18 protein-coding genes are annotated in these 23,281 nt (G+C 60.6%); 6 read left to right on the top strand and 12 right to left on the bottom strand.

Annotation, left to right across the window (positions count from 1 at the left end; genetic code table 11):
- The first annotated feature begins 103 nt into the window (after nt 1-103).
- Nucleotides 104-1,687 carry a peptide chain release factor 3 gene (locus AC3IX4_RS03965; protein ID WP_489259330.1) on the top strand — a complete coding sequence of 528 codons (1,584 nt, stop codon included), beginning with the start codon at nt 104-106 and terminating at the stop codon, nt 1,685-1,687.
- A gap of 167 nt (nt 1,688-1,854) precedes the next feature.
- Here the strand turns inward: AC3IX4_RS03965 and AC3IX4_RS03970 are convergent, their stop codons facing one another.
- The 9 genes from AC3IX4_RS03970 to AC3IX4_RS04010 form a co-directional block, all read right to left on the bottom strand.
- On the bottom strand, nt 1,855-2,823 hold the full coding sequence (locus AC3IX4_RS03970) for a peptide ABC transporter ATP-binding protein (protein WP_489259331.1): 969 nt from the start codon (nt 2,821-2,823) through the stop codon (nt 1,855-1,857).
- Entirely contained in the window at nt 2,823-3,791 is a 969-nt protein-coding gene (locus tag AC3IX4_RS03975) for an ABC transporter ATP-binding protein (protein WP_489259332.1), read from the bottom strand. Before AC3IX4_RS03975 ends, AC3IX4_RS03970 begins: the two co-directional genes overlap by 1 nt.
- Before the next feature lie 10 nt (nt 3,792-3,801).
- On the bottom strand, nt 3,802-4,725 hold the full coding sequence (locus AC3IX4_RS03980) for an ABC transporter permease subunit (RefSeq protein ID WP_489259333.1): 924 nt from the start codon (nt 4,723-4,725) through the stop codon (nt 3,802-3,804).
- Between the two features lie 10 nt (nt 4,726-4,735).
- Nucleotides 4,736-5,746, bottom strand: coding sequence for an ABC transporter permease subunit (locus AC3IX4_RS03985; protein ID WP_489259334.1), 1,011 nt, complete (start codon nt 5,744-5,746; stop codon nt 4,736-4,738).
- A 73-nt stretch (nt 5,747-5,819) separates the two neighbouring features.
- Entirely contained in the window at nt 5,820-7,415 is a 1,596-nt protein-coding gene (locus AC3IX4_RS03990; RefSeq protein ID WP_489259335.1) for an ABC transporter substrate-binding protein, read from the bottom strand.
- 72 nt (nt 7,416-7,487) lie between these two features.
- Entirely contained in the window at nt 7,488-8,861 is a 1,374-nt protein-coding gene (locus AC3IX4_RS03995; RefSeq protein WP_489259336.1) for an OprD family porin, read from the bottom strand.
- 154 nt (nt 8,862-9,015) lie between these two features.
- A complete protein-coding gene (locus AC3IX4_RS04000) occupies nt 9,016-10,611 on the bottom strand; it encodes an ABC transporter substrate-binding protein (RefSeq protein ID WP_489259337.1) in 1,596 nt (531 codons plus the stop codon).
- A 296-nt stretch (nt 10,612-10,907) separates the two neighbouring features.
- Complete coding sequence (locus tag AC3IX4_RS04005; protein ID WP_489259338.1) at nt 10,908-12,533, bottom strand: ABC transporter substrate-binding protein; 1,626 nt, start codon at nt 12,531-12,533, stop codon at nt 10,908-10,910.
- A gap of 523 nt (nt 12,534-13,056) precedes the next feature.
- Nucleotides 13,057-13,767 carry an SIMPL domain-containing protein gene (locus tag AC3IX4_RS04010; protein WP_489259339.1) on the bottom strand — a complete coding sequence of 237 codons (711 nt, stop codon included), beginning with the start codon at nt 13,765-13,767 and terminating at the stop codon, nt 13,057-13,059.
- Nucleotides 13,768-13,957: 190 nt separating this feature from the next.
- On the opposite strand from AC3IX4_RS04010, the gene AC3IX4_RS04015 reads away from it, so the two are divergent.
- The 5 genes from AC3IX4_RS04015 (at nt 13,958) to AC3IX4_RS04035 (ending at nt 20,158) form a co-directional block, all read left to right on the top strand.
- Nucleotides 13,958-15,214, top strand: a complete 1,257-nt coding sequence (locus AC3IX4_RS04015; protein ID WP_489259340.1) for an ATP-binding protein — start codon at nt 13,958-13,960, stop codon at nt 15,212-15,214.
- On the top strand, nt 15,211-15,771 hold the full coding sequence (locus tag AC3IX4_RS04020; RefSeq protein WP_489259341.1) for a response regulator transcription factor: 561 nt from the start codon (nt 15,211-15,213) through the stop codon (nt 15,769-15,771). The genes AC3IX4_RS04015 and AC3IX4_RS04020 overlap by 4 nt, the downstream gene beginning before the upstream one ends.
- An 87-nt stretch (nt 15,772-15,858) precedes the next feature.
- Nucleotides 15,859-17,592, top strand: a complete 1,734-nt coding sequence (locus AC3IX4_RS04025; protein WP_489259342.1) for an ABC transporter ATP-binding protein/permease — start codon at nt 15,859-15,861, stop codon at nt 17,590-17,592.
- Between the two features lie 194 nt (nt 17,593-17,786).
- Nucleotides 17,787-18,728, top strand: a complete 942-nt coding sequence (locus AC3IX4_RS04030; RefSeq protein WP_489259343.1) for an AEC family transporter — start codon at nt 17,787-17,789, stop codon at nt 18,726-18,728.
- 47 nt (nt 18,729-18,775) lie between these two features.
- Nucleotides 18,776-20,158 (top strand): amino acid permease, encoded by a 1,383-nt coding sequence (locus AC3IX4_RS04035; RefSeq protein WP_489259344.1) that lies wholly within the window; start codon nt 18,776-18,778, stop codon nt 20,156-20,158.
- 18 nt (nt 20,159-20,176) lie between these two features.
- Here AC3IX4_RS04035 and AC3IX4_RS04040 read toward each other — a convergent pair whose 3' ends face one another.
- The 3 genes from AC3IX4_RS04040 to gatB all read right to left on the bottom strand — a co-directional run bounded on the left by AC3IX4_RS04040 (nt 20,177) and on the right by gatB (nt 23,271).
- A complete protein-coding gene (locus AC3IX4_RS04040) occupies nt 20,177-21,214 on the bottom strand; it encodes a calcium/sodium antiporter (RefSeq protein ID WP_489259345.1) in 1,038 nt (345 codons plus the stop codon).
- Nucleotides 21,215-21,276: 62 nt separating this feature from the next.
- On the bottom strand, nt 21,277-21,648 hold the full coding sequence (locus AC3IX4_RS04045) for a septal ring lytic transglycosylase RlpA family protein (RefSeq protein ID WP_489259346.1): 372 nt from the start codon (nt 21,646-21,648) through the stop codon (nt 21,277-21,279).
- Nucleotides 21,649-21,825: 177 nt separating this feature from the next.
- Nucleotides 21,826-23,271 carry an Asp-tRNA(Asn)/Glu-tRNA(Gln) amidotransferase subunit GatB gene (gatB, locus tag AC3IX4_RS04050; RefSeq protein WP_489259347.1) on the bottom strand — a complete coding sequence of 482 codons (1,446 nt, stop codon included), beginning with the start codon at nt 23,269-23,271 and terminating at the stop codon, nt 21,826-21,828.
- Nucleotides 23,272-23,281: the final 10 nt, after the last annotated feature.

The raw sequence follows: 23,281 nt of genomic DNA on the forward strand, positions 1-23,281 counted from the left end.
GGTCTGGATGTTGCGCATGCCGTTGGGAGCCGTCGATTTTGGTCTGCTGGTAAGTTCGGGTATAATTTTCGCCCTTTTGAATCCCCCAGTCAGGCGATTTCCCATGACCCACCAGGCCGCCGAAGTCGCGAAGCGCCGCACTTTCGCAATTATTTCCCACCCCGATGCGGGTAAAACCACCATCACCGAGAAACTCTTGCTGATGGGCAAGGCCATTTCCGTCGCCGGTACGGTGAAATCGCGTAAATCCGATCGCCACGCCACCTCCGACTGGATGGAAATGGAGAAACAACGCGGCATCTCCATCACCACCTCCGTGATGCAGTTCCCGTACCGCGAGCACATGATCAACCTGCTCGACACCCCCGGGCACGAAGACTTCTCTGAAGACACCTACCGCACCCTGACGGCCGTGGACTCGGCGTTGATGGTGCTCGACGGCGGTAAGGGTGTAGAGCCCCGGACCATCGCCCTGATGGACGTTTGCCGCCTGCGCGACACGCCCATCGTCAGCTTCATCAACAAGCTGGACCGTGATATCCGTGACCCAATCGAGCTGCTCGACGAAATCGAAGCGGTCCTGAAGATCAAGGCCGCGCCGATCACTTGGCCAATCGGCTGCTACAAGGATTTCAAGGGCGTCTACCACCTGGCGGACGACTACATCATCGTCTACACCCCGGGCCACGGCCACGAGCGGACCGAGACGAAGATCATCGAAAAGCTGGACTCCGACGAAGCCCGTCACCATCTGGGCGATGAGTACGAGCGCTTTATCGAGCAGCTGGAACTGGTGCAGGGCGCTTGCCATGAGTTCAACCAGGACGAGTTCATCAACGGTCAACTGACGCCGGTGTTCTTCGGCACCGCCCTGGGCAACTTCGGCGTCGATCATGTGCTTGATGCCGTGGTTGACTGGGCACCTCGCCCGCTGGCCCGTGTGGCACGCGAGCGGAGGGTGGAGCCGATCGAAGAGAAGTTTTCCGGCTTTATCTTCAAGATCCAGGCGAACATGGACCCCAAGCACCGCGACCGTATCGCGTTCATGCGCATCTGCTCGGGCAAGTACGAGAAGGGCATGAAGATGCGCCATGTGCGCACCGGCAAGGACGTGCGGATCGGCGACGCGCTGACCTTCTTCTCGTCCGAGCGCGAGCAGCTGGAAGAGGCGTTTGCCGGCGACATCATCGGCTTGCACAACCACGGCACCATCCAGATCGGCGATACCTTCAGCGAAGGCGAAAGCCTGGGCTTTACCGGTATCCCGCACTTCGCCCCGGAACTGTTCCGTCGCGTGCGCCTGAAAGACCCGCTCAAGTCCAAGCAATTGCGCCAGGGCCTGCAGCAGTTGGCGGAAGAGGGTGCCACCCAGGTGTTCTTCCCTGAGCGCAGCAACGACATCATCCTCGGCGCCGTCGGTGTGCTGCAGTTCGATGTGGTCGCCAGCCGCTTGAAGGAAGAATACAAAGTCGAGTGCGGCTATGAGCCGATCACCGTCTGGTCGGCCCGCTGGATCGAGTGCGCCGATAAGAAGAAGCTGGAAGAGTTCAAGGTCAAGGCGGTGGAAAACCTGGCACTGGACGGCGGTGGTCACCTGACCTACTTGGCGCCAACCCGGGTCAACCTGGCGCTGATGGAAGAGCGCTGGCCAGATGTGAAATTCCGCGCAACCCGCGAGCACCACTAAACCTGTAGGAGCAGAGTTTACTCGCGATGGCATCGCCGCGGTCTATCCAAATACGGCGGTGATGCCATCGCGACCAAGGGCTAGGCGCCCCCGTCGCTCCTACAGAGCCGTGAGTTCAATGGTCCACCTCAATGCCCGCGATGGCGACATCGCGGGCATTGTCGTTTTTAGAGGAACTGCTCGGCGTAGTGACACGCCACCTGCCGCGTTCCTACTCGGCGAAATTCCGGCACTTCATTGGCGCAGCGCTCAGTCGCATACGGGCAGCGCTTATGAAAAGCACAGCCGCTGGGCGGGTTGAGCGGGTTGGGCAATTCACCGACGATCTTGATCTTTGGCTTCAGAGGATCCGGGTGAATGGTCGGCGTCGCCGAGAGCAATGCCTGGGTGTAAGGGTGCAGCGGCTTGGTGTAGATATCCTCCTTGGGCCCCATTTCAGCAGGCCGGCCCAGGTACATCACCAACACGTCATCGGCCACATGGCGCACCACCGCCAAGTTGTGGGAGATGAACACATAGGCCGTCTGGTATTGCTCCTGCATGTCCATGAACAGGTTTAGCACCTGCGCCTGGATCGACACATCGAGTGCCGAAGTGGGCTCATCGGCCACCAGCACCTTGGGGTGCAGCATCATCGCCCGCGCCAGGGCGATCCGCTGGCGCTGCCCTCCGGAAAACATGTGCGGATAGCGCTGGTAATGCTCAGGCCGCAGCCCCACCTGCTGCATCATCGCCTGGACTTTTTCCCGGCGTTCGGCACGGGACAGGTTGGTATTGATCAACAGCGGCTCGCCCAGTTGGTCACCGATTTTCTGCCGTGGGTTGAGCGAGGCGTAGGGGCTCTGGAACACCATCTGCACATCGCGGCGCAGTTGCTTGCGCTGCTGCTTGTTGGCACCGGTGACTTCCTGGCCGGCAATTTTCAGCGAGCCGGAAGACGGCTCTTCGATCAGGGTCAGGGCGCGGGCGAGGGTGGATTTGCCGCAACCCGATTCGCCGACCACGGCGAGAGTCTTGCCGGATTCCAGTTCAAACGACACACCATTGAGGGCGCGCACCAGCGCATGGCCCTTGAACAGGCCGCGAGAGACTTCGTAGTGACGGGTAAGGTCGCGGGCGGTAAGAACGACGCTCATCACGCCACCTCCTGGTTCAACGGGTAGAAGCAGCGGGCCAGGCTGTGGGCCTTGGGATCAAGGCCTGGGCGCTGTTGGCGGCAGTTGTCTTTGACATAGGGGCAGCGAGGCGACAGCAGGCAGCCCTGGGGGCGGTCATAGCGACCGGGGACAATGCCTGGCAGGGTCGCCAGCCGTTCTGCGCCTTCGCTGTGCTCGGGAATCGCCGCCAGCAAGGCCTCGGTATAGGGGTGTGCCGGGATGTCGAACAGCTCGGGTATCTGGCCGACTTCAACGGCTTGGCCGGCGTACATCACGCAGACGCGCTGGGCGGTTTCGGCCACCACGGCCAGGTCATGGGTAATCAGGATCAGGGCCATGTTCTGCTCGCGCTGCAGGTTCAGCAGCAGCTCCATGATCTGCGCCTGAATGGTTACGTCCAGGGCCGTGGTGGGTTCGTCGGCAATCAGCAACTTGGGTTCGCCGGCGATGGCCATGGCAATCGCCACCCGTTGGCTCATGCCGCCGGAGAGCTGGTGGGGGTAGGCATCCAGGCGGCTTTCGGGGGCCGGGATCTCTACCTTTTTCAGCAGCTCCAACGCCCGCTGGCGCGCGGCCTTGCCGGACAGCCCAAGGTGTTGGCGGATCACTTCTTCGATCTGAAAGCCTACGGTGTAGCTGGGATTGAGCGCGGTCATCGGGTCCTGGAAGACCATGGCGAGGTCCTTGCCGACCACTTTGCGGCGTTGCCGGTTGCTCAGTTTGAGCATGTCGTTGCCATCGAAGCTGAGGGCGTCGGCCGTGACTTTGCCAGGGGCATCGATCAGGCCCATCAACGCCATCATGGTCACGGACTTCCCCGAACCGGACTCACCGACGATGGCCAGTACTTCACCTTTGTCCACAGAGAGGTCCAGGCCATCGACCACCGGTACCGCGCTGGCATCGCCAAAGCGCACATTGAGATTCTTGATTTGCAGCAGTGACATGGGAATCTCCTCAGGCGGCATTCTTGAGTTTAGGGTCCAGGGCATCACGCAGCCCGTCCCCCATCAGGTTGATGGCCAGCACGCTGAGCAAAATAGTCAGGCCAGGCAGGCTCACGACCCACCAGGCGCGTTCGATGTAGTCGCGCGCGGAGGCCAGCATGGTCCCCCACTCAGGCGTAGGAGGTTGAACGCCCAGGCCAAGGAAACCCAAGGCAGCGGCATCCAGAATCGCCGAGGAAAAACTTAAAGTGGCCTGCACGATCAGCGGCGCCATGCAGTTGGGCAGCACGGTGATGAACATCAGGCGCGGCAAGCTGGCACCGGCCAGGCGCGCCGCGGTGACGTAGTCACGATTGAGCTCGCCCATCACGGCCGCGCGGGTCAGGCGTACATAGGAAGGCAGCGAGACGATGGCAATGGCGATGACGGTGTTGATCAGGCCAGGGCCGAGGATGGCGACAATGGCCACGGCCAGCAGCAGCGATGGCAGTGCCAGCATCACGTCCATCAGGCGCATGATGCCGGGGCCCAGGAGACGCGGGAAGAAACCGGCCAGCAGGCCGAGCAGGATGCCCGGGATCAACGACATCACCACCGATGACAAACCGATCAGCAGCGACAGCCGTGAACCGGTAATCAAGCGGGACAGCAAATCACGCCCCAGCTCGTCGGTGCCCAGGATAAATTGCCATTGGCCGCCTTCCAACCACACCGGAGGGGTGAGCAGAAAGTCGCGGTATTGCTCGCTCGGGTCATGGGGCGCGACCCAGGGGGCGAACAGGGCGCAGAACACCACCAGCAGCATGAACAGCAAGCCGGCGACAGCCCCCTTGTTCTTGGAGAAGTGCTGCCAGAATTCTTTGTACGGCGACGGATACAGCAGGCTCTGGTCGGGCGCTGCTGCGGGCACGGGGGTGGGGATAGGGGTATTCATTGCTTGGACCTCAGCGCTGATGACGGATGCGTGGGTTGGCCAGGCCGTAGAGGATGTCCACGACGAAATTGACCAGGATCACCAGGCAGGCGATCAGCAGGATGCCGTTTTGTACGACGGGGTAGTCTCGGGCGCCGATGGCTTCGATCAGCCATTTGCCGATGCCGGGCCACGAGAAGATGGTTTCGGTCAGTACCGCGCCAGCCAGCAGGGTGCCGACTTGCAGGCCGAACACGGTCAGCACCGGGATCAGCGCGTTGCGCAGGCCGTGGACAAACACCACGCGGGCCGGCGACAGGCCCTTGGCACGGGCGGTACGCACATAGTCTTCGCGCAATACTTCAAGCATCGAGGAGCGCGTCATGCGCGCAATCACTGCAAGCGGAATGGTGCCGAGCACAATCGCCGGCAAAATCAGGTGCATGAGGGCATCCTTGAAGGCGCCTTCTTCATCGCTTAGCAGCGTGTCGATCAGCATGAAGCCGGTTGTCGGCTCGATGTCGTAGAGCAGGTCGATGCGCCCGGAGACCGGCGTCCAGCCAAGGCTCACCGAGAAGAACATGATCAGGATCAGGCCCCACCAGAAGATCGGCATCGAGTACCCGGCCAGGGAAATGCCCATCACCCCATGGTCGAACAGCGAGCCTCGCTTGAGCGCCGCGATGACGCCCGCCAAAAGGCCCAGGGTGCCGGCGAAGATCAGGGCGGCAATCGACAGCTCCAGCGTCGCGGGAAACAATTGAGTGAACTCATGCCACACGCTTTCGCGGGTGCGCAACGACTCGCCCAGATCGCCCTGGGCCAGTTTGCCGACATAGTCCAGGTATTGCGCGTACAGCGGTTTGTTCAGACCGAGCCGTTCCATGGCCTGGGCGTGCATTTCGGGATCGACTCGGCGTTCACCCATCATGACTTCTACCGGGTCACCGGGTATCAGGCGTATGAGGGCGAACGTCAGCAGGGTGATGCCGAAAAAGGTCGGGATTAACAATCCCAGGCGTCGGGCAATAAAACTAAACATCTTCTGTGGTACCTCATCAGCCGGTCTGGCGTTCCCGCCGCAAGCCCTTGCGGGCTGCGGGCGAGCGTTCGATCTACTTCACCTGGGTGGTGGCAAAGTTATTATTGGTCAGCGGGCTGATCTGATAGCCCTCTACGTTGCTGCGCATTGCGGTGAACATTTTCGGGTGGGCCATGCTGATCCATGGCAAGTCCTGGTGGACGATGGCCAGGGCTTTTTCATAGAGGGCGGCGCGCTCGCTCGGTTCGGTTTTGATGCGCGCGCTGTCGATCAGGTCCTGGAAGGTCTTGTTGCACCAACGAGCGTAGTTTTCGCCGTTTTTGGCGGCATCACAACCCAGTAATGGTGTGAGGAAGTTATCCGGGTCGCCGTTGTCACCGGACCAGCCGGTCGACACCAGGTCGTGTTCACCGTTTTTGGCCCGCTTGAGCATCTCGGCCCATTCCATCACACGGATGTCCAGGGTGAGGCCTATCTTGGCCAGGTCCGCCTGCATCATCTGGGCGCCGAGCAGGGGGTTGGGGTTGGTCGGGCCGCCGCCGTTGCGAGTGAACAGCGTCAGGACGGTGCCGGGTGGTACCCCGGCTTGCTTGAGCAGATCGCGGGCGTGGTCCAGGTCTCGCGGCGCATCTTTAAGCGTGGCATTGAAGCCCAGCAGCGTCGGTGGGTAAGGGTTGATTGCCACCCGTGCGTTGCCTTTGCCATACAGGCTGTTGGTGTAGGCCTGCTTGTCGAATGCGATATTGATCGCTTGGCGCACCCGCACATCGCCTAGGTATTTGTGCGTGGTGTTGATGGCGGTGTAACCGGTCATCAAGGCTTCCAGTTCGGTCACCTTGAGATTGGGGTCGGCTTTCATGCCGGGAATGTCATCGGGTTTGGGGTACAAGGCGATCTGGCATTCGTTGGCCTTGAGCTTTTGCAGGCGCACGTTGTTGTCGGTGGTGATCGCCAGCACCAGCGTCTTGCTGGGCGGCGCGCCCCGGAAGTAATCCGGGTTGGCCTTGAAGCGCACCTGGGCATCCTTGGCGTAACGCACGAAGATGAACGGCCCGGTGCCGACGGGCTTGCTGTTGAGCTCCTGGGGCTTGCCGGCCTTGAGCAACTGGTCGGCGTACTCGGCGGAATAGATCGACGCAAAGCCCATCGCCACGTCACGCAAGAAGGGTGCCTCGGGGCGAGTCAAGGTCATGCGCACCGTGTGCTCGTCGACCTTCTCGACGCTTTTGAGCAGTTCCTTGAAGCCCATGCTTTCGAAGTAGGGAAAGCCCACGCTGGTCTTGTTATGCCAGGGGTGTTTCACATCGCGCTGGCGCTCGAAGCTCCAGACCACATCATCGGCGTTGAACGCGCGGCTGGGTGTGAACCCGTCAGTGGTGTGGAACTTCACGCCTTGGCGCAGATGAAAGGTATAGGTCAGGCCGTCCGGGCTGATCTCCCAGGACTCGGCCAGGGCTGGCTCGATATCGGTGGTGCCTGGCTTGAAGTCGACCAGGCGATTGAAGACGGTTTCGGCAGCGGCATCAAAGGTGACTGCGGTCGTGTACTGGACCACATCGAAGCCCTCGGGGCTTGCCTCGGTGCAGACCACCAGCGGTTTGGCCGAGATGCCCATGGTGACGCTCAACAGGGCGGCTGCCAGGGCAGCCTGTGGGGAAAGCAGTTTCATGTATGCCTCTGCAATCAATAATCCAGATTAGCCGCTGCGGCCGATTCGTCGAATCGGCCGCCCCGGTTGAACCTACAGAATGTTGAACGGAATGGTCGTCACCACGCGGAACTCGTTGATGCTGCCATCGGCCTGGAACTCGCTGGCGCGGTGGGTGGTGTAGGTGGCCCGGATCGAGGTGCTTTTCAGTGGGCCGCTCTGCACAGCGTAGGACGTGCCGACGCCGTACTCATAATGGTGTTCACCATCTTGATCACGCACGTCATAGGCGGTGCCCTTGTAGTGGGTGCCATCAATACCCCAGCCACGTGCCTGGTAGATATTGAATTTCAGGCCTGGAACGCCGTATTGGGCCATGTCCATCACGTATGAGATCTGGAAGGACTTCTCGTTCGGGCCGTTGAAGTCCGAGAGCAGGGAGTTGGCCAGGTAGATACCGTTGGTTTCATGCAGGTAGTCGAAGTACTCGTTACCCGACACTTGCTGGTAGGCGAAGCTTAAGGTGTGGCCCAGGTGACGCAGGCCCAGGGACAGGCTGAAAGTGTCATTGTCTATGTCGCCCAGTTTCTTGCTGCCCGAATCCTGGGTCTTGTAGTAATTCAGGCCGGTGGTCAGGCCGAGCACCGAGCTATCACCCAGTTCGTGGTTGGCACCGAAGTAGTACTGGTCCCAGAAGTCCTCCGCACGGGTGGCATAGAGGCGGGTGGTCAGGCTATGGAGTGGCTGGTAGGTCAGCCCGGCAACCCGCACGTGGTCCGTCTCGGCCCCGTTGGCCGAATATACGGAGCGAAACTTCGACAGGCTCTGCTCGGTTCGTGGCGAGACCCGATCAAAGGTCGCCAGGTCAAAGGACAGGTTGTCGAACTCGGCGCTGTGCAAGCTGATGCCCTGGAAGCTCGACGGCAGCGCGCGGTTGCCGATTACATCAACCGTGGGGCTGGAAAAGTTCTGCCGGCCGGCCGTCAGGGTGGTGTTGGAAATCCGCGCCTTGACGTTGGCCAGGCCCAACTTGCTCCACTGATCCACTGCATCGCCGTTGTTCTTGGCCAGGGTCCGGTTGGAGCCGTTGGCGATGTCCTTGCGGCTGTGGTCCAGCACCAGGGCGTTGTAGGCGGCGACCTCGGTGCTGATGCCGACGGTGCCTTCAGTGAAGCCTGAGGTGTAGTTGAGAATCGTGCCCTGGACCCAGTTGATCCGGCGTGGCGTTTCGAGAAATTCGCCATGCTTCTGGTAGACGAAGCTGTCGCCGCGGCGCAGCAACTCGTTTGCGTACCAGTTGCGGGTCGAGCCCCCCAGGCTTTGCCCCTCGATGAACCCTGGCGCTTCGGCCTGGGCGTTGCCTTTGAGTGAGAAGGGCACGTATTCCTGACTGGCGGATTCGCCGTGGGCCAGGGTCGATAACCCGCTTATGGAAAGTGCCAGTATTGCCTTTTTGGTCAATCGCAAGGTGAAGCTCCTTTATTTTCTATTTTTATGGTTGACCTCATGGGTCGGTGCTGCGGTGAAACCTGGTCAAAAACGGCTGCTCACATTTTTTGAGCAAAACCGGCCTCATCGCGGCTGTTGTGAGCAGTCGCGAAGAGAGGTGAAAAGGGTTAGGTCACTCGATACTTACACCCGAAAACACCGTGCGGCCGAAGGGGCTGACGACAAATCCTTCCACCTTGGCGCTCAGCGGCTGGTGGACAGTGGAGTGGGCAATCGGAGTGATGGGCACTTGCTGCTTGAGGCGTTGTTGCGCCTGCTTGTAGAGGTTGGAGCGCTCGTCCTGGTCGGTGATGGCCTTGGCTTGCTTGACCAGCGCATCGAACTGCGGATCGCACCACAGCGACATGTTGTTGCTGCCGATCGAATCGCAGCTGTACAGGGTGCCGAGCCAGTTGTCAGGGTCGCCGTTGTCGCCGGTCCAGCCCAGCAGGACGACGTCGTGTTCGCCGTTCTTGGCACGCTTGACGTACTCGCCCCACTCATAGCTGACGATCCTGGCCTTGATACCGATTTTCGCCCAGTCAGCCTGGAGCATCTCGGCCATCAGTTTGGCGTTGGGGTTATACGGACGCTGGACCGGCATGGCCCAGAGGGTGATCTCGGTACCTTCCTTGACCCCGGCTTCCTTGAGCAGGGCCTTGGCTTGCTCAGGGTTGTAGGGGGCGTCCTGGATGCTGTCGTCATAGGACCACTGGGTCGGCGGCATGCTGTTGCTGGCCAACTGGCCAGCCTGTTGATACACGGCCTGGATGATCGCGGGTTTGTTGACCGCCATGTCCATGGCCTGGCGCACTTTGAGGTTATCGAAGGGGGCGTGCTGGACGTTGTAAGCGATGTAGCCGAGGTTGTAGCCGGGGTGCTCGATCACTTGCAGTTTCGGGTCGGCCTTGAGCGCAACCAGGTCGGCCGGGCGTGGGTTTACCGTCAACTGGCATTCATTTTTGCGCAGCTTCTGTACCCGTACCGAGGCATCGGTGTTGATGGAGAAGATCAGCTGGTCCAGCTTGACCTGGTCCGGGTCCCAGTACTGTTTGTTGGCGGCATAGCGGATCTGCGTGTCTTTCTGGTAGCGCTGGAACACGAAGGGGCCGGTGCCGATCGGTTTCTGGTTGATATCGCTGGGTTTGCCGGTGGCCAGCAGTTGGCCTGCGTACTCGGCGGAGAGGATGGCGGCGAAGCTCATCCCCAGGTTCTGGATAAAGGCAGCGTCTACCGAGTTGAGCGTGATCACGACCGTGTGATCGCCGGCCTTTTCGACGTTGGCGATGTTCTTGTCCAGGCTCATGCTCACGAAGTAGGGGAACTCGGTGGGATAAGCCGCGCGGAAGGGGTGTTGCTTGTCGAGCATGCGATTGAAGGTGAACAGCACGTCGTCGGCGTTGAAGTCTCGGCTGGGTTTGAACGCCTTGTTGGCGTGGAACTTGACCCCTTGGCGAAGGTGGAAGGTATAGGTCAGGCCATCGGGGGAAATTTCCCAGCGTGTGGCCAGCGCAGGCTGCACCGAAGTGCCGCCTTTTTCGAATTCGACCAGGCGGTTGTAAAGAGGCTCGCTGGCGTCGTTGTCGGTCGCGGTGGTGTGCTGCGCCGTATCGAAGCCGGCCGGGCTGCCTTCGGAGCAAAATACCAGACTGCTGGTGGCCTGGCTGGGCAGGGCGAGGGCGAACAGGCCCAGGCCCAGCAATGAGGCGAATGTACGAGTGTGGCGCATGGCAATCCCTAATCTCTTTTTGTCCAGGAGCTGGCCCGAGGCGTGCGAATTCATGCGAAGCCGACGAACCAGGGCGAGTCGCGCCACTGATTCAACGCAAAGCAGCGGCTACCCATGGACGGTATGTGGTCAATGGGAGCGCGCCTATGCGCGAAAGCTCTTAGGCTTGTAGGAAGTGTCCGATTAAGACGAGCGTGCTTGTGAAAGCACGGACTCCAGGTGCCTGCATGAGTACACATCGGGCCAATGGCGATGCGTCCCGGTCATACCGTCCTTGGCGTACCGGGAGCCGTTCGCTATTTGCTGACGCTGACCCCATAGAAGGAGTTCAGGCCGAACGGGCTGATCTTGAAGCCCTGCACGGTCTTGCTCATCGGCTGGTACACCGTCGAGTGGGCGATCGGGGTGATCGGAACGTCGGCCTTGAGGATGTGCTGGGCCTGTTTGTACAGTTCGGTGCGCTTGGTCTGGTCGGGGGTGGCCTTGGCGTCCTTGATCAACTTGTCGTAGTCGGCTTTGCACCACTTGGAGAAGTTGTTGCCGTCGATGGCATCGCAGCCATAGAGGGTGCCCAGCCAGTTGTCCGGGTCGCCGTTGTCACCGCTCCAGCCAATCAGCATGGCGCCTTGCTCACCGCCTTTGGAGCGCTTGATGTACTCACCCCACTCGTAGCTGACAATCTTGGCCTTGATACCAATCTTGGCCCAGTCGGACTGGAGCATCTCGGCCATCAGCTTGGCGTTGGGGTTGTAGGGGCGCTGGACCGGCATGGCCCATAGCGTGATTTCAGTGCCTTCCTTGATACCGGCTTCCTTGAGCAGGGCCTTGGCTTTTTCCGGGTCGTAAGGGGCGTCCTTGATGCTGGTGTCGTATGACCACTGGGTCGGCGGCATGGCGTTGACCGCCAGCTGTCCGGCGTCCTGGTACACCGATTCGATGATCTTTTTCTTGTCGACCGCCATGTCCAGCGCCTGGCGAACCTTGAGCTGGGCCAAGGGGTTGGGCTGGTCGCTACCTTTGATCTTGTCCATCACGTTGTAGGCGATATAGCCCAGGTTGAAGCCGGCCTGGTGCGGCATCTGCAGTTTCTCGTCGGCTTCCAGCGGCTTGATGTCGGCCGGTCGCGGGAACAGAGTCACCTGGCATTCGTTTTTCTTGAGCTTCTGCATGCGCACCGAGGCATCGGTGGTGATGGCGAAGATCAGGTTGTCGATCTTCACATCGTCCGGCACCCAGTATTCCTTGTTGCCCTTGAAGCGAATCTGCGCATCTTTCTGGTACTTGCTGAACACGAACGGGCCGGTGCCGATCGGTTTCTGGTTGATGTCTTGCGGCTTGCCGGCCTTGAGCAACTGGCCGGCGTATTCGGCGGACTGGATCGAGGCGAAGCTCATGGCCATGTTCTGGATAAACGCGGCGTCGACGCTGGCGAGGGTGAACTTGACGGTGTGGTCGTCGACTTTCTCAACCTTGGCGATGTTCTTGTCCATGCCCATGTCGGTGAAGTACGGGAACTCGGTGGGGTAGGCCTTGCGGAACGGCATGTCCTTGTCGAGCATGCGGTCGAAGGTGAAGACCACGTCGTCGGCGTTGAACGCGCGGGTCGGCTTGAAGTAGTCGGTGGTGTGGAATTTCACACCTTCGCGCAAGTGAAAGGTGTAGCTCAGGCCATCATCGGAAATGTCCCAGTTTGTTGCCAGGCCGGGTACGACGGCGGTGCCGCCCCGTTCGAACTGGCTCAGGCGGTTGAACATGGTTTCGGCGGAGGCGTCGAAGTCGGTTCCGGTGGTGTATTGGCCAGGATCGAAACCGGCCGGGCTCCCTTCGGAGCAGAACACCAGGTTAGTCGCTGCATGGGCGAACGGTGCGCTGGCGAGTAAACCTGCACCAACTAATAGCGGAATGACTGCGTTCTTGAGCATGGTGGCCTCATTGTTGTCATTTTTGAGTGAGGGCAGCCTTGTGGGCCGACCTGCGGATGTTTATGCAGGGGCCGTACCCAATGCAAGACCTCAAAACGCACGCGCACCGGATTAGTGGGACGTTCGTACAGGAATGTCGCATTGGTGTAACTAATGACGAAGTTGTACCTTGGATAGTGGCATTTTGCTAATTTTTGCAGAAATTAAGGGTTGTTCGGTAGGTGTCCGCCTTGGTTTTTCCTTTGTTCTTGAGATCGCGCGCCGCCCGCGCGGCGCATTCGCCGGCGAAAGCCGGCTCCCACATTTTTTGCAACGTGCCATGGCCTGTGGGGTTGGGGTTGTTAGCCTTGGTGGTTCGGCTTTGGATTTTTGTGGTTTCGGGGGGCGCGCGTGGCTGACAACTCCAATCTCACAGGCCATGGCGCGTTGCAACAAATGTGGGAGCCGGCTTGAGCCGGCGAATGCGCCGCGCGGGCGGCGCTCGATTTGGGCAACAGCGCAAAACCCAAGGCAAGCGCCCTCATCACGGCATCAACACTTCAATCATGCCATCGGCATTAAGCGTCACCTGGCTGGTCCCCGCTTCGATCTCAGGCGTGACCGGCGCAGCATCGGCCATGCTCGCCTTCATCATCATCGGCCCGCGCGGATAGGGGTGTGGATAACCACTACTGCTCAAGTTCAGATTGACCACCTTGTAACCTTTACCGCCCAGGGCCTCGGTGGCCAGTTGTGCCCGTGCCTTGAACGCTGCCACGGCTTCCTTGAGCAAAGCATCTTCGCTGGCCTTGCGAGTGGGGGTAGCAATGGCGAAGTCCATGCCGCCCATCTTCAGGTCTTGCAGCAGTTCGCCGGTCAGCTTGGAGAGGGCGGCGAAATCGGTGCTTTCCAGGCGCAACTCGGCGCGTTCGCGCCAGCCGGTGATCTTCTGGCCCTTGTCGTCATAGATCGGGTAGCTGTTGCGGCTGCCCTGGCTCAATTTGATGTCTTTGACCTGGCGTGCCTGCTCCAGCGCCTTGTTCAGGGTCTGGGTGATTTCGCCGGCCAGTTTGCCCGGGTCGATGTTCTGCGCTTCGCTGTAGAGCGTGACGATCATCAGATCGCGAGGGACTTCCTGGCTGACTTCGGCGCGCAGGGACACCTGGTTGTAGCGCGGCTCCTCGGCCAAGGCCGGCAGGCTGACGAGGGTGCTCGCGGCCAGTGCCCAGGCGGCGTGGCGACTGAGGTTGTGCATGTGAAACTCCTTGAGAACGAGGGCGTGGCGTATCGAAGGTCCGTGCCACGCAGATTCATCAGACTCTAGCGCCTGGGGGCGGGTTCACAAGCGGGCAAAAAACTGTGGCGCTTTGCCGCACCAGGCCTGCGTCGGTCGCCGCTTGGTTATACTCAGCACGATCCGCCTGGAGCGCTCATCAGGAGAGCTCATGCTCGCCCCCATACAAATGCTGTCTGCCTCCCGCCAGAACCTCTGGCGACTGACCTTTATCCGTATCCTGGTCCTGGCGGCCCAGGCCGGTTCCGTGGGCGTTGCCTACTGGACCGACTTGCTGCCACTGCCCTGGTTCGAACTCTGTATCACCTTGGGATGCTCCACGGCGCTGTGCCTGCTCACCGCGATCCGTTTGCGCACCTCGTGGCCGGTCACCGAACTTGAATACGCGGTGCAGCTTGCCTGTGACCTGCTGATCCACAGCGCCTTGCTGTATTACTCAGGCGGCTCGACCAACCCGTTCGTCTCCTATTACCTGGTGCCGCTGACGATCGCGGCGGTCACGTTGCCCTGGATCTATTCATTGATCCTGTCGGGCATCGCCCTGGTGGCCTATACCTTGTTGCTGGTGCAGTTTTATCCACTGGAAACGCCGTTGTCGCGCGAAAAGCTGCAGATCTACGGCATGTGGCTGAGCTTTGCGCTGGCTGCCGGGGTCATCACCTTTTTTGCCGCGAAAATGGCCGAAGAGCTGCGCCGCCAGGAACAATTGCGCGGTCAGCGCCGCGAAGAAGGGCTGCGCGACCAGCAATTGCTGGCCGTGGCCACCCAGGCCGCCGGCGCTGCTCACGAACTGGGTACGCCCTTGGCGACCATGAGCGTGCTGATCAAGGAGATGCGCCAGGATCACAATGACCCGTTGCTGCAGGACGACCTGCAAGTGCTGTCCGATCAGGTCAAGATGTGCAAGGAAACCCTGCAGCAGCTGGTGCGCGCCGCCGAAGCCAATCGCCGGCTGGCCGTCGAAGACCAGGAAGTGACCTTCTGGCTCGATGAAGCACTCAATCGCTGGCACCTGATGCGCCCGGAGGCCAGTTATCGCTTCCAACGCTTGGGCCAGGGCTGCGTGCCGCGCCTGGCGCCGCCACCGGACCTGACCCAGGCCCTGCTGAACTTGTTGAACAACGCGGCCGACGCCTGCCCCGAAGGGTTGGAAGTGCATCTGGACTGGAGTGCCGAAGACATCGTCATCAGCATTCGTGACCACGGACCGGGCGTGCCACTGGCGATTGCCGAACAGATCGGCAAACCGTTTTTTACAACCAAGGGCAAAGGCTTCGGCCTGGGCCTGTTTTTGAGCAAGGCCAGCGTGACACGCGCAGGCGGCTCGGTGAAACTCTACAGTCACGAGGAAGGCGGCACGCTCACCGAGCTGCGCCTGCCCCGCGACGCCCGAGGAGACGAAACATGAGTGACGAAACCCAGGTCGAAGTCGAAGAGCTGCCGCACCTGTTGCTGGTTGATGACGACGCTACCTTTACCCGCGTGATGGCCCGTGCCATGGCCCGTCGTGGTTTTCGCGTCAGTACTGCAGGCTCTGCTGAAGAGGGCCTGGTCGTGGCTCAACAGGACTTGCCTGATTACGCGGCGCTGGATTTGAAGATGGACGGCGATTCGGGCCTGGTGCTGCTGCCCAAGCTGTTGGAACTCGACCCGGAAATGCGCGTGTTGATCCTCACCGGCTACTCGAGCATCGCCACGGCGGTCGAAGCCATCAAGCGCGGCGCCTGCAACTACCTGTGCAAACCTGCCGACGCCGATGATGTATTGGCCGCGTTGCTGTCCGAGCACGCCGACCTGGACACCCTGGTGCCAGAGAACCCCATGTCGGTCGACCGCCTGCAATGGGAGCACATCCAGCGTGTGCTGACTGAGCACGAAGGCAATATCTCCGCCACTGCCCGCGCCCTGGGCATGCACCGCCGTACCTTGCAACGCAAGCTTCAGAAGCGGCCGGTTCGGCGCTGAGCCCCTGTGTCATGCGCACCGTCACAGCCTGGAAGATCGTTATCGACCTGCCAGGCTGTGCATCACCTCTTTCCAAGAGCCTGAACGATGAATCAGAACGCTGAATATTCCGCGGTCAACGATGCCGTGCACGGTCACTTCTGGCGGCGAGTCTGGGGCCTGATCACACCCTATTGGCGCAGCGAAGAAAAACGCATGGCCTGGCTGCTGCTGATTGTGGTGATCGCGCTGTCGCTGTTCGACGTCGCCGTATCGGTGGCCATCAACCGCTGGTACCGGGGCTTCTACAACTCGCTGGAAAGCAAGGATCTGGCGACCTTTACCCACCTGATGCTGGTGTTTTGCGGCATCGCGGCAGTGGCGATCCTGGCGGCGGTGTACAGGCTCTACCTCACGCAGATGCTGACCATCCGCTGGCGGCGTTGGCTCACCGAGCAGCATTTTGGTCGCTGGCTTTCGCACAAGAATTTCTACCAACTGGAGCAGGGCGGCTACACCGATAACCCGGACCAGCGCTTGAGTGAAGACTTGAACAGCTTCACCGCCGACACCCTGACCCTGTCACTGGGGCTGATCAGTACGGTGGTCAGCCTGGTGTCGTTCTCGATCATTCTGTGGGGGGTGTCCGGCAGCCTGGAGGTGTTCGGGGTGACGATACCGGGCTATATGTTCTGGTGCGCACTGATCTATGCCGGCGTCGGTAGCTGGCTGGCACACTTGATCGGTAAACGCCTGATCGGCCTGACCAACAACCAGCAACGCTTCGAGGCGGACCTGCGCTTTGCCATGGTGCGGGTGCGCGAAAATGCCGAAAGCATAGCCTTGTACAACGGCGAAGCCAGCGAAAATCGTCGCTTGAGTGCGCGCTTTAGCAAGGTATGGCAGAACTTTCGCGACATCATGATGGTGCAGAAACGCCTGAAGTTCTTCACCACTGGTTACGGCCAGATCGCGATCATCTTCCCCTTCGTGGTCGCCGCGCCGCGCTATTTTTCCGGCAAGATCCAGCTGGGCGAGCTGATGCAAATCAACTCTGCGTTCGGCAACGTGCAAGAAAACTTCAGCTGGTTTATCGATGCCTATGTGACCCTGGCCGGGTGGCGGGCGACCTGCGATCGACTCTTGAGTTTCCGCCAGGCCATGCTCGACAACGAAACGCGACATGCGCAAATCCATGTCCAAGAGCAGGGCGATGCCGTCGATGTGAAACACCTGACGCTGGACATTGCCAACGGCAGGCGCTTGCTCGATAACGCCAGCCTGAGCGTCGCCGCGGGTGAGCGGGTCATGCTCAGTGGCCGCTCCGGCAGTGGCAAGAGCACACTGCTGCGGGCCATGGGTAATTTGTGGCGCAATCGTGAAGGCCAGATCCGTATGCCGAGCCAGCGGGCGTTGTTTCTGCCGCAAAAGCCGTATCTGCCGATTGGCAGCCTGCGCGAGGCGATGAGTTATCCACAAGCGGTGGACACCTATGCCACAGAACGGTATCCGCAGGTGCTGGAAACTTGCCGGCTGGCGCACCTGATCCCACGCCTGGATGAAAGCAACCACTGGCAGCGCATGCTATCGCCGGGCGAGCAACAGCGGCTGGCCTTTGCGCGTGCCCTGTTGTTTGAGCCGCAATGGATCTATATGGATGAGGCGACCTCGGCCATGGATGAAGAGGATGAAGCGGCCATGTATCAGGCATTGATCGATCAGTTGCCGGGGTTGAGCGTTATCAGCGTGGGGCACCGCAGCAGCTTGCGACGCTTCCATCCGCGCCATGTGCGGATTGAAGGAGGGCATCTTCACACAATGCCGGCCAGTGTAACGATGTAGCCGCTGCCGATAGGCTGCGATCGCCCGCAGAGCGGGCGCCATGGGATTGTGATACAGCGTTGGCGCCCCTGACGGGCCGCATCGCAGCCTTCGGCAGCGGCTACAATGCGCCGACCTGTAGATTTACCAGACCTTCAAACCGCGCGGTGGCTTATCATGAGCCACCTGACAACAGGCCATAGGTCCTCTCTCGCATGCTTGCTCTTTTTATCCAGACCCTGAACATCACGGCACCTGTGTTTACCATGCTGTTCATGGGCGTGTTTCTCAAGCGTGTAAAACTGATCGACGACTCTTTTATCCACAGCGCTTCGACGCTGGTGTTCAACGTCTGCATGCCGGCGCTGATGTTCCTGGGGATCTACCACGCCGATCTGGGCGCGGCGATGAATCCTGGCCTGTTGATCTATTTCACCCTGGCCACCTTCGCAGGCTTCGCCCTGGTTTGGGGGGTTGCGATCTGGCGTTGCCGGCCAGAGGATCGCGGTATCTACACCCAAGGCGCGTTTCGCGGCAACAATGCCGTCATTGGCCTGGCGTTGGCGGGCAGTATGTATGGAGACGCCGGCATCTCGCTGGGGTCGGTCCTGGCCGGGTTGGTGATCCTGTTGTACAACTCGCTGTCGACAGTGGTACTGGCGATCTACAGCCCCAGCATCAAGTCCGACCCGTGGAGTATCTTCAAAAGTGTTCTGTGCAACCCGCTCGTCATGGCCGTATTGGTGGCGACGCCCATGGCCTATGGGCAGGTCCCCTTGCCCAATTGGTTGCTGACCTCCAGCGATTATCTGGCCCAGATGACGCTGCCGCTGGCGCTGATCTGCATTGGCGGTACGCTGTCGTTGGCATCGCTTCGGGCCAGCGGCAAGCTGGCGGTCAGTGCGAGCCTTTGGAAAATGGTCTGGCTGCCCGCGTTGGCTACACTGGGCGCTTTCCTGTGGGGTTTTCGCGGTGTGGAGCTGGGCATCCTGTTTCTTTACTTCGGTAGCCCCACTGCAGCGGCCAGCTATGTCATGGCCCGCTCGGCCAATGGCAATCATGAGCTGGCCGCTGCAATCATTGTAATCACCACCCTGGCGGCGGCAGTGACGACCAACGTCGGCATCTTCGTGCTGCAATGGGGTGGTTGGATCTAGAACGCGTTAGAAAAAACAGTGCTGCCGCGGCAGTCAAAGGAACTCCAATGGAAGAACTATCTGCCCCCGAGCGTCAGCTGCATCGGGGCCTGAAAAACCGACATATCCAACTGATCGCCCTGGGGGGCGCCATCGGTACGGGTTTGTTCCTGGGCATTGCCCAGACCATTCAACTGGCCGGGCCATCGGTGTTGCTGGGCTATGGCGTTGCCGGGTTGATCGCCTTTTTCATCATGCGCCAGCTGGGCGAGATGGTGGTGGAGGAGCCGGTTTCCGGCACCTTCAGCCATTTTGCCCACAGTTATTGGAGCGAGCTGGCCGGCTTTATGTCGGGCTGGAACTATTGGGTACTTTACGTGCTGGTGGGGATGGCCGAACTGACCGCCGTCGGTATCTATATCCAGTACTGGTGGCCGGATTTCCCGACCTGGGCTTCGGCGGCGGTGTTTTTCGTGCTGATCAACTTGATCAACTTCAGCGAGGTGAAGGTCTATGGCGAAATGGAGTTCTGGTTCGCACTGATCAAGGTAGTGGCCATTATCAGCATGATCGCCTTCGGCACCTGGATGCTGGCCACCGGCACCGGTGGGCCGGATGCCAGCGTTGCCAACCTATGGCAGTTCGGTGGGTTCTTTCCCAATGGCGTAGGCGGCCTGATGATGGCCATGGCCGTGATCATGTTTTCCTTTGGTGGCCTTGAACTGGTGGGCATCACTGCCGCCGAGGCCAGCGACCCGAAGCACAGCATCCCGCGCGCCACCAACCAGGTGATCTACCGCATCCTGCTGTTCTATATCGGCGCCCTGGCGATTCTGTTGTCGCTCTACCCGTGGACCAAAGTCGCTTCCGGTGGCAGCCCATTCGTGATGATTTTCCACGCGTTGGACAGCAACGTGGTGGCCACCGTCCTTAACCTGGTGGTGTTGACTGCGGCATTGTCGGTCTATAACAGCTGCGTGTATTGCAACAGTCGCATGCTGTTCGGCCTGGCCGTGCAGGGTGATGCGCCGCGTAGCCTGCTGAAGGTCAACAAGCGTGGCGTGCCGCTCTCGGCACTGGGGATCTCCGCACTGGCCACGGGCCTTTGCGTGGTGATCAACTATGTCATGCCGGCCGAGGCGTTTGGCCTGTTGATGGCGCTGGTGGTGTCTTCGCTGGTGATCAACTGGGGCATCATCAGTATCACCCACCTCAAGTTTCGTCGCGCCAAGGAAGCGGCCGGGCAGACCACCTTCTACAAGAGCTGGGGCTACCCGCTGACCAACTACATCTGCCTGGCCTTCCTGGCAGTGATCCTGGTGATCATGTACATGACCCCTGGCATCCGCATCTCGGTTCTGCTGATCCCGGTGTGGTTGGTCGTGTTGGGTGTGACCTACTGGCTCAAGAAAAAGAGCGATAAGGCCACCAAGACGCCTGTGGCCTCCTGACGACTGGCCTGGCCTCTCCTAGTGTTGGCGACGCCAGGCCCGCACCGTACTGAACAGCAAATACAGGGCAAGCACTGGCATCAGGTAGAACTGCATCAGGTGCTCGAGCCGGTTGGCCAATGGCATGCCGGTGGTAAACGACACCACATGCAGGCCATAGGCAAGGTAGAGGCTCAGAAACAGCAGGCCTTCGGCGCGGGTCACGCGGTAGCCGGAGTAGAAGACTGGCAAGCTCAGGACAGCGACCGCGAGCATCACCGGCAGGTCGAAATCCAGCGCATTGGGCGACACCGACAAGGGCGCTGGTGCGAGCAGGGCGGTGATCCCCAGCACGCCCAGCAAGTTGAACAGGTTGCTGCCAATCACGTTGCCCACGGCAATTTCGCGCTCGCCGCGAATGGCTGCGATCAGCGAGGTGGCCAGTTCCGGCAATGAGGTGCAGACAGCTACGACGGTCAGGCCAATGATCCGCTCGGAAAGCCCCAGGTCAACGGCAACCTCGACGGCGGCTTCCAGCACCAGATGGCCGGCGATGATCAGCAGTGCCAGTGCGCCAAGCATGAGTGCTGCGCAACTGAGCCAAGGCACACGCGTGGCTGTTTCACTGGCATGTGGATAAGTACGGCCATGATGACGAGACTGATGCCACAACAGGCCCAGGTAACCCACCAGCGCGACCATCAACAGCAGGCCCTCCAGTGGTCCGAGCACTTCGTTCCAGGCCAGCACGCACACCAGCAGGCTGGCGCCAATCATCAGTGGGATGTCCAGGCGCACCAATTGCCGGGAAACCCGCAGTGGGATGATCAGTGCCGAGAGGCCCAGGGTGACCAGGATATTGAAGATGTTGCTGCCCAGCACGCTGCCCACGGCGATGTCGGGCGCGCCGCTGATCGTGGCTTGCAGGCTGACCGCCAGTTGGGGGGCGCTGCTGCCGAAGGCGACCATGCTCAGGCCCATGATCAGCGGGCGAACCTTGAGGCCGGCCGCCAGGCGAATGGCGGCACGCACTAACAGCTCTGCACCCAATACCAGCAGCAACAGGCCAAAGATCAATTGCAGCAGGCTAAAGGTGGGTAAGGCGGCCAGGTCGAAAATGGTCGAGGCTCCGAGGCAGGTCAGTCGTCGAGGCTTTGTATTCGAACACGGGCGGTACCACTGCGCACCATGCCCAGCTTGTTGGCGGCAGCCTTCGACAGGTCGATCAGGCGCCCACGGGTGTACGGGCCGCGATCATTGATACGCACCACAACATACCGGTCATTGGCCTGGTTAGTCACGCGAACGCGAGTGCCGAAAGGCAAACTGCGGTGGGCGGCGGTGAGGCCGTGTTGGTTGAAGCGCTCGCCACTGGCCGTGCGCTTGCCATGGTGGCGAGAGCCGTAATAGGAGGCGACGCCTTTTTCGTCATAACCGCGAGGGTTGATGTCGTGGCTGGCGCAACCGGCCAGCAGGGTGAGCATCAGGCTCGCAGTCAACAGTCGCCACATTCAATGAACTCCACTCGTTGTAGGAGCCGGCTTTAGCCGCGATGGGATCACCGCGGTATATCCGACAGATCAAGGTGACCCCATCGCGGCTAAAGCCGGCTCCTACCGTCCTGTGTAGGAGCCGGGTTTACCGGAATGCCGGACCACCGCGATGAACGCACCGCGGTTTGCCGGCAATCAGCCTTCGAGTTTGCTTTTAAGCAATTGGTTCACTTGCTGCGGGTTGGCCTTGCCTTTGGAGGCTTTCATCGCCTGGCCGACAAAGAAGCCGAACATCTTGCCGCGCTTGGCTTCGTCAGCGGCGCGGTACTGTTCGACCTGCTCGGCGTTGGCCGCCAGCACTTCGTCGAGTACCTTCTCGATGGCGCCGCTGTCGGTGACCTGTTTCAAGCCGCGCGCTTCGATGATCTGGTCAGCATCGCCTTCACCGGCGGCCATGGCCTCGAAGACCATCTTGGCGATTTTGCCGCTGATGGTGTTGTCGGTGATGCGCTGGAGCATGCCGCCCAATTGTTCGGCCGTGACCGGCGCCTGGTCGATTTCCAGGCCCAGCTTGTTGAGCAGGCTGCCCAGCTCGACCATGACCCAGTTAGCGGCAAGCTTGGCGTCGCCAGCAATGCTCACGACTTTCTCGAAGTAGTCCGCTTGCTCACGGCTGGAGGCCAGCACGCTGGCGTCGTAGGCCGAAAGCCCGAACTGGGCCTGGAAGCGCTCGCGTTTTTGCGGTGGCAGTTCCGGCAAGGTAGCGCGAGTAGCGACCAGGAACGAGTCCTCGATGACCACCGGCAGCAGGTCAGGGTCGGGGAAGTAACGGTAGTCGTTGGCTTCCTCCTTGCTGCGCATGGCGCGGGTTTCGTCCTTGTTCGGGTCGTACAGGCGAGTTTGCTGAATGACCCTGCCGCCGTCTTCGATCAGCTCGATCTGGCGTTGCACTTCGGTGTTGATCGCGCGCTCGATAAAGCGGAACGAGTTGACGTTCTTGATCTCGCAGCGGGTGCCGAATTCGACCTGGCCCTTCGGGCGCACCGACACGTTGCAGTCGCAACGCAGCGAGCCTTCGGCCATGTTGCCGTCGCAGATCCCCAGGTAGCGCACCAGCGCGTGGATCGCCTTGACGTAAGCCACGGCTTCCTTGGCGCTGCGCATGTCCGGCTCGGAGACGATTTCAAGCAAAGGAGTGCCGGCGCGGTTCAGGTCGATGCCGGTCGAGCCGCTGAAGTCTTCGTGCAGGCTCTTGCCGGCATCTTCTTCAAGGTGCGCGCGGGTGATGCCGACGCGCTTGACCGTACCGTCATCCAGGGTGATGTCCAGGTGGCCCTTGCCGACGATCGGCAACTCCATCTGGCTGATCTGGTAGCCCTTGGGCAGGTCCGGGTAGAAGTAGTTCTTGCGCGCGAACACGTTGTGCTGGCCGATTTCGGCATCGATGGCCAGGCCGAACATGACGGCCATGCGCACGGCTTCCTGGTTCAGCACTGGCAGAACGCCAGGCATGCCCAGGTCAACCAGGCTGGCCTGGGTGTTCGGCTCGGAGCCGAACGTGGTGGCGCTGCCGGAGAAAATCTTCGACTGGGTGGCAAGCTGGGTGTGAATCTCCAGCCCGATGACAACTTCCCATTGCATGTGTGGACCC

It is taken from the genome of Pseudomonas sp. KH_021 (assembly GCF_057838865.1).

What these genes read in the sequence shown, in the direction of transcription:
- AC3IX4_RS03970 (WP_489259331.1), bottom strand. Translation starts at nt 2,823, where the DNA reads ATGAGCGTCGTTCTTACCGCCCGCGACCTTACCCGTCACTACGAAGTC.
- AC3IX4_RS03965 (WP_489259330.1), top strand. Translation starts at nt 104, where the DNA reads ATGACCCACCAGGCCGCCGAAGTCGCGAAGCGCCGCACTTTCGCAATT.
- AC3IX4_RS03990 (WP_489259335.1), bottom strand. Translation starts at nt 7,415, where the DNA reads ATGAAACTGCTTTCCCCACAGGCTGCCCTGGCAGCCGCCCTGTTGAGC.
- AC3IX4_RS04035 (WP_489259344.1), top strand. Translation starts at nt 18,776, where the DNA reads ATGGAAGAACTATCTGCCCCCGAGCGTCAGCTGCATCGGGGCCTGAAA.
- AC3IX4_RS03985 (WP_489259334.1), bottom strand. Translation starts at nt 5,746, where the DNA reads ATGTTTAGTTTTATTGCCCGACGCCTGGGATTGTTAATCCCGACCTTT.
- AC3IX4_RS04030 (WP_489259343.1), top strand. Translation starts at nt 17,787, where the DNA reads ATGCTTGCTCTTTTTATCCAGACCCTGAACATCACGGCACCTGTGTTT.
- AC3IX4_RS04010 (WP_489259339.1), bottom strand. Translation starts at nt 13,767, where the DNA reads ATGCACAACCTCAGTCGCCACGCCGCCTGGGCACTGGCCGCGAGCACC.
- AC3IX4_RS04025 (WP_489259342.1), top strand. Translation starts at nt 15,859, where the DNA reads ATGAATCAGAACGCTGAATATTCCGCGGTCAACGATGCCGTGCACGGT.
- AC3IX4_RS04045 (WP_489259346.1), bottom strand. Translation starts at nt 21,648, where the DNA reads ATGTGGCGACTGTTGACTGCGAGCCTGATGCTCACCCTGCTGGCCGGT.
- gatB (WP_489259347.1), bottom strand. Translation starts at nt 23,271, where the DNA reads ATGCAATGGGAAGTTGTCATCGGGCTGGAGATTCACACCCAGCTTGCC.
- AC3IX4_RS04015 (WP_489259340.1), top strand. Translation starts at nt 13,958, where the DNA reads ATGCTCGCCCCCATACAAATGCTGTCTGCCTCCCGCCAGAACCTCTGG.
- AC3IX4_RS04020 (WP_489259341.1), top strand. Translation starts at nt 15,211, where the DNA reads ATGAGTGACGAAACCCAGGTCGAAGTCGAAGAGCTGCCGCACCTGTTG.
- AC3IX4_RS04000 (WP_489259337.1), bottom strand. Translation starts at nt 10,611, where the DNA reads ATGCGCCACACTCGTACATTCGCCTCATTGCTGGGCCTGGGCCTGTTC.
- AC3IX4_RS03975 (WP_489259332.1), bottom strand. Translation starts at nt 3,791, where the DNA reads ATGTCACTGCTGCAAATCAAGAATCTCAATGTGCGCTTTGGCGATGCC.
- AC3IX4_RS04005 (WP_489259338.1), bottom strand. Translation starts at nt 12,533, where the DNA reads ATGCTCAAGAACGCAGTCATTCCGCTATTAGTTGGTGCAGGTTTACTC.
- AC3IX4_RS03980 (WP_489259333.1), bottom strand. Translation starts at nt 4,725, where the DNA reads ATGAATACCCCTATCCCCACCCCCGTGCCCGCAGCAGCGCCCGACCAG.